This is a genomic window from Paenibacillus wynnii (genome assembly GCF_030812855.1).
Taxonomy (GTDB): Bacteria; Bacillota; Bacilli; order Paenibacillales; family Paenibacillaceae; genus Paenibacillus_AQ; species Paenibacillus_AQ wynnii_A.
In genome coordinates this window covers 24,114-37,797 of the sequence record NZ_JAUSTK010000031.1, presented here as the reverse complement: position 1 = coordinate 37,797, position 13,684 = coordinate 24,114, and the positions used below count along the sequence as shown (strand labels likewise).

Below are 13,684 nucleotides of genomic sequence, written 5' to 3'. Positions count from 1 at the left end.
TATGAAAGTATAAGTTTAAAGTATACTTTTCTTATATTTCTTCTTGTATGAATTGTTTTGTAGCCGAGTTAGGTGAATCTCTTGAAATACGGATTTCTTATGATGTAAGATTGCTTTGATCTACCAATTCTGCAGACTATCTATTGAAGGGAAGTTTGAGAGATGATGAAGAACATGCTGCTATTATGGCCCGAGGGGGCTCCGGGTGCGGAGGGTATTGGCGATGAGGATTGTCCGGCTATTGAACCGTTTTTGGTAGAAGGAGACAGTAATGCTGCTGTAGTCATATGTCCGGGCGGCGGTTATGGGATGCGGGCAGATCATGAAGGTGAACCGATAGCGAGATGGTTGAACACGCTTGGCATTTCTGCATTCGTACTCCGTTACCGTGTAGCTCCATACCGGTATCCCCGTGCCTTGCAGGATGCGCAGCGGGCGATTCGGACGGTTCGACATCAAGCCGAACAATTCCGGGTGGATAAAGGACGAATAGGGATTTTGGGATTCTCTGCAGGGGGACATCTAGCCTCGACAGCCGGTATGTTATTTGATATGGGGAACACTGAAGCAAACGATCCGATAGAGCGCCAATCCAGCCGCCCTGACTTGATGATTCTTTGCTACCCTGTAATCTCGATGCAGGATGAATACGGACACCAGGGTTCAAAAGAAAACCTGCTGGGCATTTCTCCCGAAGCAGAGTTGGTAAATCTTCTAAGCAGTGAGCTTCAGGTGGGAGCAGATACTCCCCCGGTCTTTTTGTGGCATACCTCTGATGATGATGATGTCCCAGTTGAGAACAGTCTTATCTTTGCAACTGCATTAAGGCGTCATGGTGTTCCATTCGACCTTCACGTTTATGCGCATGGTTATCACGGGCTTGGATTGGCAGATCAGGATCATCATGTTAAGGGCTGGACCGATGCTTGCGCTTCATGGCTTCGAATGAACCTATATACCAGAGAATAACACTGTGACATTTGTCACAAATGTTTGTTTTTAATGTGACTAGGATCACTAATTGTAAACCTGCTTCTTTTATACTTAAACACAGGTTAAGGATAATAGAAGTGGAGGGATTCGTATGTTAAGTGAAAAAACAATCAACACGATCAAATCAACCGTACCTGTTCTAGAGGTCCATGGTACAGCTATCACAACACAATTCTATCAAATGCTGTTTACGAATCATCCGGAGCTTTTGAACATTTTTAATCACGCGAACCAAAAGCAGGGCAGGCAGCAGGCTGCATTGGCTAATGCGGTTTATGCCGCAGCCAAATATATTGACCGTCTAGAGGAAATTCTACCGGTGGTGAAGCAGATTGCCCATAAGCATCGGAGTCTCGGCATTCAGGCAGAGCATTATCCAATCGTAGGGAAATATCTTCTGGCAGCGATAAAAGAAGTGCTCGGGGATGCAGCAACCGATGAGATCCTTGAAGCATGGGCTGAAGCCTATGGAATGATCGCGGGGGCTTTTATCGGCGTTGAAGATCAAATGTATAAGCAAGCTGAAAATCAAACAGGCGGGTGGGCTGATTTCAGAGCTTTCCGTGTAGAACGCAAGATCCAAGAGAGCGATGTAATTACCTCTTTTTATCTGGTTCCCGAGGATGGTCAAGCGATTGCCTCCTTCGAACCAGGACAGTATATCAGTGTAAAGCTCGATATCCCTGGAGAAAGCAATACACATATCCGTCAATATAGCCTTTCCGAAGCACCCGGCAAATCCTATTATCGTATTTCTGTGAAGCGTGAAGATGCGTTTGAAGATCAGCCGGCAGGAAAAGTATCTCAATATCTGCATGAGCATGTGAAGGAAGGCGGGACCTTGTTGTTATCCGCTCCAGCGGGCGAATTTGTATTGAACCGCGAAGATAAGAGACCCGTTGTACTTATAAGCGGTGGGGTAGGATTAACACCTATGGTTAGTATGCTGAACACTTTGGCTGAGACTGAACCGGATCAGCAAGTTACTTTTATTCATGCGGCTCGGAACGGCTTGTCTCATGCACTTCGGAAAGAGGTCGAACTGCTGGCGCGTAAGAACCCTCAGATCTCAGCCTCCTGGTGCTACGAAGCTCCAACGGCGGAAGATCAAGAGGGGGATGCCTATCATAAAGCGGGCTTCATTGACCTTCCTTGGCTGCAAAGCAAGATTCCATCCAAAGATGCTGCGTTCTACTTCTGCGGACCTTTGCCATTTATGAAGGCTGTGAACAGCGCGTTAAAAGAGTGGGAAGTTCCTGCAAGTGATATTCATTTTGAATTCTTTGGCCCGGCTGCGGCTTTAGAGGGCTAAGTTTGGATTACTAAGATATTCTGTGTAGCCGCTCCGCGAACGGACCGTTGCTCCAATCGCTGTGCTCTCCAGATTTTTTTCATTCCCCTTAACGGTAAAAATCCGGAGAGTACTTATGCTTTCGAAGCTAGTTTTCCTTTGGAAAACTTTTGGGCGACCGCTGCCGCTTTTCCACAATCGTTCCGTGCTCTCCGCTAATTTCAGAGGGAGCCAAACATAAAAATCTTTCTCAAATATAGTAAAAATAAATCGCTCATTGGAAAATGGAGTTCCACCTAACCATTTCACAAGGAGCGATTTCTTTGTTCATTCAGGAACTATGGCTCACCTTTACCTCTAGCTGAGGTGAAGAGTAGGGTGAAAAGTTATTTGTACTGACCTTCTTATCATCTGGCTCTTAACAAACCAAATGATAAGAGTCACGAAGTGGAGGACTTAGCAACGCCCGCCATAATCCTGTAAGTCATAGCTTGCTATATAGACTGAACTTTTGATTTACAGGTGAATTCAAAGCCCATCATTAACTTCCAACAGGTTCGTATTGATGCTTCTCATAAACGTAGTAACGTTAATTCGGATACAAGGCGCTTGCTACCGCTCCTATGGTTTTCATATTACCTTTCGTTCCTTCTCGCTCTTTGAATTTTTTTTCTTCAGCTTCTTTAGAAGGAATTTTTCCTGCTAATTTAAGGATTAAAACCCTTTGGTTTTATTTAGAGGGAATCTTCCCCTCTAATATCAGGTTTTAGTACAATATAGATAATTTTGTTGAATTTATAGGGATTTTTTCCCTCTATATGTTGATTAAACGGTTTTATTTATGATTTACAGGGAAGCTTTCCCTCTAAACTTTATTTATGACAGGTACAGAGTCCTCGTAGCAAACTGGTTCTAAAACAAACTTGTAATTATCATTATCAGTTACTAGAGAACAAACAAATCTGTGAGTGGTTCTCACCGCTTGGTCCTATATGAACTCCTAAACATCTTCGTAAGGCCTCTCACGGTTGGAAACTCAAAGTCTAAACATACTCCATAGTTACTATTACATTCCCAATTCCCAAGGAGTAAATCTTTAGTACAATTTATATAGTTCTAATAATGGGTACCATGTGAAACATGGACCGATAATCCTTTTCCCCAGTCTTTTGTATTTGGGAGGTTTGGAACTGTAGTGGCGTTAGCGCCCGCCTTTGTTCCAAAAATCTCTTGTTTTAGCATTAGTGAGGTCTCATGTGAAATCACATGGACCGAACCACCTGCCCCAAATCTTTTTTCTGTTTGCGGCTTTATAGAAGCCAGGTGATAGGAGTCACGAAGTGGAGGTTTGGAACTGTAGGAGCGGCAGCGTCCGCCTTTGTCTCCGGATTTTATCCGCTAAAAGCGGTCAAAATCAAAAAAAATCCGGAGACAACAGCGGCCGAAAGTCCAAACACTCTACGTAGTGACGACCTGATCACCTGCCATATAACACCCCGCCAACAGAAAAATACTACATACAAATAAACATAATAAACTTTAAAATAAACATAGGTAAGCGCTTTACGCTTTGTTATAGTATTGAAGCCGGAGGTGGATAGGATGTTGGCTGGGCTGATAAAGCCGCTTGTGAAGTTGAACGTAAAGCAGCAGCTTATATTGCTGTTTCTGATTATGATTTCGCCAATATTGATACTGAATAGCTACGGAAATATGAAGGCCGAGCAAATTCTCAAGCGTCATGTAACCAATGCTTATGTGGAGTTGAACAAGCAGAATTTTACTATAATTAACAGGGATATTGAGACCGTCAACAAAATCACATCGACAGTTATCCAGAATCCTATTTTGCAGCAGATTAATATGACCGGAAATGATCCGGTTCTAGAACGGGTAAAGCGATATGAGACCATGGAAAAGCTCTTGGCCAGCTACTCGCAGGAAGTGGAGCGGAAGGACGGCATTTATTATTCCCTCTATATCTATGATCCACAGGAGTATTACTTTTTCGCGCCGAATTTCCCTCAACTCAAAAAGTCAGGGGTTTATTTCTTTACCAAAGGAGAAGAGCCGTACTGGTTCAAACATGCAGTGGAGCAAAAAGGGCGCGGCTACCTGATGTTCGTGGAAAAACTGAGTCCGCAGGCCGAGAACCTGAAGACTCTTACGTATGTTAGAGCGGTGAACAACATTTATAAGGGTACCGGAACGATCGGGGTGCTGGTTGTAACCAAAATGGAATCCAAAATCGGAGAATCGCTCAAAAACATCTCCTTGCCGGATGGAGAAATCTATCTGACGGACTCGAATAACCGCGTACTGGCTTCTACTTCAGACGTTACAGGTGAGGTCATTACTTTACCGGAGGACATCAAGACGGGAGATCCTGAGGGCACCTTGGATGTGATTACCTCTGACTTTATATACGTCGTCAATAATAATCATGCTCTTGGACAGAAGCTCATCTATAAAATACCCGTCAAAGCACTATTGCAACAGCAGAACGAAATGAAACGGGTTATTCAATACATAACCGTTGCTTATGCCTTGTTCGGACTTATTATTATCACCTATTTCTGGCGTTCACTTATGACACCGCTGCAAAAGCTTGCTTTTTTCGTCCGCAAATACGAACCAGGCAATCGGGTTCCTGAGACACCGCGGCGGGGGAGCAATGATGAAGTAAGTGTGCTGATTGGATCTACTTATGATATGGCCCGAAGACTAAACGGTTTGATTACTTATAAATATCAAATGGAATTGAAGCAGAAGGAATCACAACTGCAGCTTCTCTATCAGCAGATCAACCCCCATTTACTGTATAACACGCTGGAAAGCATCTATTGGAAAAGCTCACTCGAAGGTAATGTCGAATCTGCCGAGATGATCAAGGAGCTTTCTAAGTTGATGAAAATCAGTCTGAGTCGTGGACGAGAGCTCATTACACTAGAGGAAGAGCTGGAACATGCCTCTGCGTATATCAAGCTGCAGCAGCTTCGTTACGATTATGTCTTTGAGGTAGTCTGGAATATCGAGGCTGACACCAAGCTTCATCTCATTCCAAAGATCACCTTGCAACCCCTTATAGAGAATGCAATTATCCACGGTGTTAAAAATATGGCGGAAGACGGGGTAATCATCATCAGCGCTTCCCGGCGGGACGGGAGCATTATCATTACCATTGAAGATAACGGATATAAACCAGTGGATTATGAATCTATAGGTAAATTGTTGAGCGATGAGGAGCCCAATCCGCTCAGCGGATACGGCATCCGCAATATAAATCAGCGTATTCAGCTGCATTTTGGGCCTGATTATGGAATCAGCTATGATCAACGTGACACGGGAGGTACTATTGTAACCGTTAAGCTCCCGACATCGGAAATTTAGAGTAAAGGAGAAACACCTATGTATAACATTTTGGTTGTGGATGACGAACCGCTAATTTGCAAAGGACTGAGCAGCTTATTAGCTTCTTCCGGATTGGATATCGGTCATATCTATACCGCGCTTAGCGGGTTTGAGGCATTGGATTGTATTCGGATGGAAGACATCGATCTGCTGGTCACCGATATCCAGATGGGGGCGATGAGTGGAATTGAGTTGATGCAGCATGCGAAGCTGGCGAAGCCGTGGGTCCAGACGATTGTCATCTCCGCTCACGAAACCTTTCAATATGCCCAGATGGCCGTACGCCTTGGAGCCAAGGATTATTTAATCAAGCCGCTTAACAGCGAGCAATTTTTGGATTCCGTACGTAATGTTCTGCTTAAAATGGGTAAACCGTCACCGGAGCTAGCTACTTTCACACCTGGCATGGGAGAGTATTTCCACCTGGAGGAGCCGCTTCCTGAATATAGTGAGCTGTTGAACTTGCTGCTCCTTGACAGTACCTCTGTGCTTAGCAACCAAAGTTCTTTGGAGAAATTGGATGCATTGGGCTTGCAGGGCCCTTTTTTCTCGATTATCAAGATTAAAGCTCCGCTGACTGCGGACGCTGCGAACAAAAAATACAGTGCACGGGACGGGCTTCTCCTGCGCTACGCCGCGCTGAATATTGCCAAGGAGCTTTTGGATCAGGAATGGAAATCCATCGCCTTTTATTCACCGGATGAAGAAATATCGGTCATCATTCAGTGGGATGAACAGAGTTATGCGGAAACAGCGGCAGGTCAAATTAACAGGCTGGATATTCTGGGCCGCAGCCTTCATTTTAATATACATAAATATTTGCATGTCAATTGTGTCGTGGGCATAAGTCAGATTCTAAAAGGGATTTCATTCATGGATGTTCTAAACCGCCAAGCCTCCAAAGCGATTCTATGGAACGAGGAGCACAGCGACCACTATGTGTTTTACTATGGAGATTTTAACTGGAACAACTATACCGCGGACCCCTCCGCAGAGGAACTGCATACCCGCAGCAACCTTATTGTGCAGAAGGCCAAGGAATACATCGAGGAGAATTATACGCAAAAGGGATTGACTATCCACGAGGTGGCTAAGAAAAATCATGTAAGCCCCAACTATCTCAGCTACCTTTTCAAGAAAAATACCGGCTTCAACTTGTGGGAATACGTAATCAAGCTCCGGATGGAAGAGAGCCGTGAGATGATTTTGAATACAGATTTACGGCGGTACGAGATTGCGGAGAAGGTGGGCTATGAATCGCCGGAGCATTTTAGCAAAATATTCAAAAAATATTACGGGATCAGCCCCAGTGATTTGAAGAAGTAAGAACACTCATCATTGCGGTAGATTTAGACATGTTCAGTACAACCCTCTTTTTCTACAATTTAGGTAGGAAGGCATTTTGTACAAAGATGCTGAAAGAAAAAGGAAAGAGGGAGCCTGATGAACCAAACTGCATCAATGATTGAGCAGCATCCAGCTATACCGGAAAGCAAGCCCTATAAGCAAAACCGTTGGAAGAAAAACTTTTGGGGATATATGTTCCTCGTGCCCGCGATTATTATCTTTATCATGTTTATGTGGGTTCCTATTTTCAAGGGCTTTCTTTACAGCTTCTATTATGTGGACTTCGTCAAAGGAAACCATTTTGTCGGTTTGGATAATTACTCCAGGGCTTTGAGCGATCCTGATGTTTTGAAGGCTGTTAAGAACACTTTGTATTATATGGTCCTCTGTCTGATCATTGGTTTCTGGGTTCCGATTGCCTTCGCCATAGCCATTTCAGAACTGCGCAAATTCGGAGGTTTTGTACGGGTCGCGGCTTATCTGCCTTTTGTTGTGCCGGGTGTCGTGTTATATGGTCTGTGGAGATGGCTGTATGATCCGGTTGGGCCCATTAACGCGTTGCTAACGACGCTCGGATTAGATCAGATTTCTTTTCTTACAGAACCCAAATGGTCGATGATCTCGCTTGTCTTTATGGAAACCTGGCAGCAGTTCGGATCAGGGATGCTGATATATCTGGCCGCTGTGCTCAGTATACCGAGAGACTGGTATGAAGCAGCGGAGATAGACGGTGCAGGAGTGTGGGCCCGGATTCGTCATATTACATTGCCTTCGATGCGTAATCTGATCATTTTGATGCTGATATTGCAGATTATCGCTACTTCTCAGGGTTATCAATCCCAGATGGCACTCTTGGACGGTGGTCCTAACAATACAACGCTGACCTACGCTCTGCTGATTGTGAAATACGCATTTACAAGGTTAGATTATGGAACAGCTACGGCGCTTGGCATGCTGATGTTCATTGTCCTCGGCGGTTTGGGCATTTTACAGTTCAAGCTTAACAAGGAGGATAACTAGGATGAAGAGCGCAGATAGAGGTATTCTTTCAGAGCATGATTTGAAAAAAACAAGCAATAAAATCGTCTATGGCATTATGGTTCTCGTCATTATCATTATGGTATTCACAATGCTGTACCCGATCAGTATGACGATGTTCAACGGGTTAAAGTCCAATCAGGAAGTGAATTCCTTCCCGCCGCACCTTATTCCGCAGGAATGGCATTTCGAGAATTTATCCAAAGCGATGGAGTATATTGATCTGCCGATGTTCCTGCGGAATACACTTTATATTTTTGCAGGCAACATGATAGTTACGCTTGTAGTGCTGGGAATGGCTTCATTTAGCATCTCCCGTATGAATGTCCCTTATAAAAAAGCTTTCTATTTCTTCTTCTTGATGACTTTGTTTATTCCGGCAACCAGCTACATGATTCCGAACTTCGTCAACTTAAAGGAACTGGGACTGCTGAATCAGTATGCGGCGTTCTGGCTGCCGGCGGGTGCGAACACCTTTTACTTCCTACTGCTGAAAAATTTCTTTGACGGCATTCACCCCGAGATATTTGAAGCTGCGCGGATCGATGGCGCCTCGGAGCCAAGAAGCTTTTTCACCATCGCTGTACCCTTGTCGATCCCGATCTTTGCAACACTGGCCATATTCATTTTCTCAACAGCTTGGAATGACTGGTTCTGGCCATCGCTGGTTATGCACTCTGAGGAAAAGTACACACTCGCAACAGCTGTATATAAATACGTAATTAATGTGAGAGCACTCAATACGAATATCAAGTTTGCCATTTTGTTTATCGTCACCTTACCTCCGGTTATCGTATTCCTGATCTTCCAGAAATTCATTATGCGCGGGGTTGCTTTGTCGGCGGTTAAGGGATAATCAGAGGATGTCAGATTGACATGCGAATCGTAAACCTGCACATGAAAGGAATATAAATACACCTCGTTTGGAAACGTTTTCTCTTTTATGATGAAGTTGTAAGATAATTATGAATTGAAAAGGGGAGTTTCAATGCGTAAATTTTCCAGCATGCTGCTATGCTTTCTTGTGACAGGCTCGCTCTTGTCGGCTTGCGGCGGGAACAACAATGCAGCGGAGAATAAGGAAGGTAATAATGCACCGGCGGTGACTAACACGGCTACCGATGCACCTACAAATGCTCCGGCAGAGGATGATATCACGAAGAGGAAAGTGACGATCAAGATTCACTATCCTACACCTGACCTGACTGAAATGAGAACACAGGAAGACGACAAGATCAAACGATTCCAAGCAGAATATCCGAACGTTGAGATTGTTAAAGATGACTGGCAGTACAATGTAAGCGAAATCGGTGTGAAGATGGCTGCAAACGAAGCGCCTACTTTCTTCAATACTTATGCAACAGAAGCCAAATTCCTCGTAGAAAAAGGCTGGGTTGCCGATGTAACTGATCTGTGGAATAACTATGAATTCAAAAATCAAATCAATCCGGTTCTGCAAAATCAATTCATCGTTGACGGTAAGGTTTTCGGTGTGACACAAAAGGGTTACGTTACGACCACGATGATTAATAAGAAAATGCTTGATGACAAAGGTGTAGCTGTTCCTTCCATGGACTGGACTTGGGAAGATATGCTGAATACAGCCAAAGGAGTAGCTGATCCCAAGAAAGGGATTTCGGGTATCGCTCCTATGGGTAAAGGGAACGAAGCCGGCTGGAACTGGACTAACTTCCTGTTTGAAGCAGGCGGAGAAATCCAGAAGATTGAAGGAGGCAAGGTGGTTGCAACCTTCAACTCTGATGCAGGTGTTAAAGCTTTAGATTTCTACAAAAAGCTGAGATGGGAAGCCAATGCTATTCCTCAGGACTGGGCACTTGGTTGGGGCGACGCGGTTGGCGCCTTCCAGCAAGGACGTACCGCAATGGTTATAGCTGGTTCTGACGGCGTTATTGAGCAAGCCTTGAATCAAGGTGGATTGAAGCCTGAGGATGTGCTGACTTATCCGATGCCTGCGGCTGAAAAGGGCGGCAAGCATACAGGTGTACTCGGTGGGGACTATCTTGTTATCAATCCAAATGCAACCAAAGACGAACAAGAGATGGCTTTCCGTTATATTACTTTCGATTATTTCTCTGATAAAGGTCTGGAAGCTCTTGAAGCTATTCTCCAACAACGTACAACGGACGGCAAATACTTCATACCGCCGCTTCTTGACTACTACTCAGCGGATTCCGAGTTTGGCAAGAAAACCAAAGCGGTTTATGACAAGTTCGATAATGTATACCAATATAGTCCTGACATTATGGCTCTGCTCGACGGTAAGCCTGAAGCCCAATATAACACTCAGGACTACTATGCTACGATGTCTAATGAAATTCAGGAGCTGTTCTCCAAAAAAGGTACAGATTCCAAAACACAGTTGGATAATGCCGCTAAAATTGTACAAGAGAAATTCTTTGATACCATTAAAGTTCAGTAGCTGACTAGAGCATGATGAATACCAAAAACCGACTCCTTATCAGAGTCGGTTTTTGGTATGTTCTGGGCTGATAATAGAAAGCCCTAATATTATGATAGGCAAAAACCCAAGGAATAATAGAAGGAGTTTTTTCTTAAGAATAACTTAAGCTTACTAAATCAGTGGGAATATACGGATATCATATTTTCCCGAAAAAGCAACAATAAATGACAGGGCTCACTTCACAAAGTGAAGTTTGATGGCAAATTTATTCATAAAAAATGTAAATAAATCCTTATTATGATCGAATGTAAGCGCTTTGAAAACAAATCAAAAAAAATTTATAGTATGTGAAAGATTTCACTATGCATATTCGAAAGGATGTGTTAAGATAAATCCGTAGAGAAAAACAACTTTAAAAATTGATAGGAGGACGAGGGAGATGGCAGTTAAAAACGAAGTCGCCGCCCAAGTTAAACAACCTACCGCTGAAGAATATATTCAAACGGTAGTTGACAAAGCTAAGAAAGCATTAGAAGAGTTCATGTTGCTCGACCAAGAGCAAGTGAACAAGATCGTGCAAGCCATGGCATTGGCTGGGCTCGATAAACACATGTACTTGGCAAAAATGGCTGTCGAAGAAACTGGTCGTGGTGTTTATGAAGACAAGATCATCAAGAACATCTTCGCAACAGAGTATATCTACAACAACATCAAAAATGATAAAACAGTAGGTATTGTTGAAGATAACAAATATGATAACTTCCAAAAGATCGCAGAACCTGTCGGAATCGTAATGGGTATTACTCCAGTAACTAACCCTACGTCAACTACAATGTTTAAAGCGTTGATTTCCATTAAGACACGTAATCCTATTATATTCGGTTTCCACCCTTCAGCGCAAGAGTGCAGCCGTGAAGCTGCAAGAATTCTTGCAGAAGCTGCTGTAAAAGCAGGCGCTCCAGAGAACTGTATCCAATGGATCGAAGCTCCAACTATGGACAAAACAAATGCATTGATGAACAACAATGATGTTGCTTTGATTTTGGCAACTGGTGGTTCTGCAATGGTTAAAGCGGCTTACAGCTGCGGTAAACCAGCACTTGGCGTTGGCCCTGGTAACGTTCCTTGCTTCATTGAGAAGAGTGCTGATCTGGATCAAGCGGTTAATGACCTTATTCTTTCCAAATCTTTCGATAACGGTATGATTTGTGCATCGGAACAAGCAGTTATTATTGAAGAGCCAATCTTTGACCAAGTTAAGAAGAAAATGATCGCTAATGGTTGTTACTTCGTAAACAAAGAAGAAGCTGCTAAACTGACTGCAGGCGCAATGAATGTTGAAAAATGTGCAGTTAACCCTGCTATCGTTGGACAATCCGCAATCAAGATTGCTGAAATGTGCGGAATTCAAGTACCTGCTGGAACTAAAATTCTGGTTGCTGAACTTGAAGGTGTTGGAACTAAATTCCCACTGTCTGCTGAGAAACTTAGCCCAGTACTTGCTTGCTACAAAGTTAAAAATGCTGATCAAGGGATTGCACGTGCAGCTGAAATCGTTGAATTCGGCGGCATGGGACACAGTTCCGCGATTCATTCCTATAATGAAGAAGTTATTCTTAAATTCTCGAACCGTCTGCAAACTGGACGTATTATCGTAAACTCCCCTTCTACACATGGTGCAATTGGAGATCTTTACAACACTAACATCCCTTCATTGACTCTGGGTTGTGGATCTTATGGACGTAACTCGGTTTCGCAAAACGTTACCGCCGTTAACTTGATTAATATTAAGAGGGTGAACCGTCGTACCGTGAATATGCAATGGTTTAAAGTGCCTAACAAGATTTACTTCGAAAAAGGTTGTACACAATACCTGGCAAAAATGCCTGATATCACTCGTGTAGCAATCATCACTGACCCTATGATGGTAAAACTGGGCTATGTTGAAAGAGTAGAGCACTACCTACGTCAACGCCAAACGCCTGTAGCTATTGAAGTTTTCTCGGAAGTTGAACCGGATCCATCAACTACTACAGTTGATAAAGGTACAGCAATGATGGCTAGATTCCAACCAGACTGCATTATCGCACTGGGCGGCGGTTCCCCAATGGACGCTGCAAAAGCTATGTGGTTGTTCTATGAATACCCAGATACTGATTTCCACAACTTGAAACAAAAGTTCATGGATATCCGTAAACGGATTTACAAATACCCACGTTTGGGTCAAAAAGCTAAGTTCGTAGCGATCCCAACAACTTCGGGTACAGGTTCAGAAGTAACTTCCTTTGCAGTTATCACTGACAAAACTACTGATGTTCACACTAAATATCCATTGGCTGATTACGAGCTGACTCCAGACGTAGCAATTGTGGATCCTGAGTTTGTATATTCCCTGCCTAAGGCTGCTGTAGCAGATACTGGTATGGACGTACTGACACATGCTATTGAAGCTTATGTTTCCGTAATGGCTAGTGATTATTCCGATGGTCTTGCTATCAAAGCAATCCAACTGGTAGTTCAATACCTTGAAAAATCAGCACTTGAAGCAGATCCGCTTGCCCGTGAGAAAATGCACAATGCATCTACACTTGCTGGTATGGCCTTTGCTAATGCCTTCTTGGGTATTAACCACAGCTTGGCGCACAAATGGGGCGGTCAATATCACACGGCTCACGGTCGTACTAACGCGATCCTTATGCCGCACGTTATCCGCTACAATGCTAAAAAACCTACGAAGTTCGCTGCGTTCCCTAAATACTCGCACTTCATCGCTGACGAGCGTTATGCTGAAATTGCCCGCATTCTGGGATTGCCAGCTCGTACAACTGAAGAAGGCGTGAACAGCTTGATCAACAAAATTCGCGAAATGAACAAGAACCTTGGCATTCCAGTGTCCTTCCAAGAACTGGGCTTTGATGCTAAAGACTTCGAATCCCGCGTAGATTACCTGGCTGACCGTGCATTTGAAGACCAATGTACAACAGCTAATCCGAAGTTGCCACTGGTTACTGAGCTTGCTGACGTATACCGGAACGCATTCTACGGAAAATTCGAAAACTAAGTTAAAACCGGAAATATCATAACTGCGACGAGAGTGACAAATATCACCGAAAAGCTTGAAAAGGTGATATTTGTCACAGTCCGTTGTGGGATTATAAACTAAACTGTTTATATAAGATCCC

Annotated in this window: 8 protein-coding genes; all 8 read left to right on the top strand. The window is 43.6% G+C overall.

The window, feature by feature from the left end; all coding sequences use genetic code 11:
* Positions 1-165 precede the first annotated feature (165 nt).
* The 8 genes from J2T20_RS21810 to adhE all read left to right on the top strand — a co-directional run bounded on the left by J2T20_RS21810 (position 166) and on the right by adhE (position 13,563).
* A complete protein-coding gene (locus J2T20_RS21810; RefSeq protein WP_307591541.1) occupies positions 166-969 on the top strand; it encodes an alpha/beta hydrolase in 804 nt (267 codons plus the stop codon).
* A gap of 115 nt (positions 970-1,084) precedes the next feature.
* Positions 1,085-2,305 carry an NO-inducible flavohemoprotein gene (gene hmpA / locus J2T20_RS21805; protein ID WP_307591498.1) on the top strand — a complete coding sequence of 407 codons (1,221 nt, stop codon included), beginning with the start codon at positions 1,085-1,087 and terminating at the stop codon, positions 2,303-2,305.
* Between the two features lie 1,581 nt (positions 2,306-3,886).
* On the top strand, positions 3,887-5,674 hold the full coding sequence (locus J2T20_RS21800) for a cache domain-containing sensor histidine kinase (protein ID WP_307591496.1): 1,788 nt from the start codon (positions 3,887-3,889) through the stop codon (positions 5,672-5,674).
* An 18-nt stretch (positions 5,675-5,692) separates the two neighbouring features.
* Positions 5,693-7,021, top strand: coding sequence for a response regulator transcription factor (locus tag J2T20_RS21795; RefSeq protein ID WP_307591494.1), 1,329 nt, complete (start codon positions 5,693-5,695; stop codon positions 7,019-7,021).
* Positions 7,022-7,156: 135 nt separating this feature from the next.
* The gene (locus tag J2T20_RS21790; RefSeq protein ID WP_373457842.1) at positions 7,157-8,062 is read left to right on the top strand and encodes a carbohydrate ABC transporter permease; all 906 of its coding nucleotides are present in this window, start codon (positions 7,157-7,159) and stop codon (positions 8,060-8,062) included.
* Between the two features lies 1 nt (position 8,063).
* A complete protein-coding gene (locus tag J2T20_RS21785) occupies positions 8,064-8,936 on the top strand; it encodes a carbohydrate ABC transporter permease (protein ID WP_307591490.1) in 873 nt (290 codons plus the stop codon).
* Positions 8,937-9,068: 132 nt separating this feature from the next.
* A complete protein-coding gene (locus J2T20_RS21780) occupies positions 9,069-10,520 on the top strand; it encodes an ABC transporter substrate-binding protein (RefSeq protein ID WP_307591488.1) in 1,452 nt (483 codons plus the stop codon).
* Positions 10,521-10,941: 421 nt separating this feature from the next.
* On the top strand, positions 10,942-13,563 hold the full coding sequence (adhE, locus tag J2T20_RS21775) for a bifunctional acetaldehyde-CoA/alcohol dehydrogenase (protein WP_307591487.1): 2,622 nt from the start codon (positions 10,942-10,944) through the stop codon (positions 13,561-13,563).
* Positions 13,564-13,684: the final 121 nt, after the last annotated feature.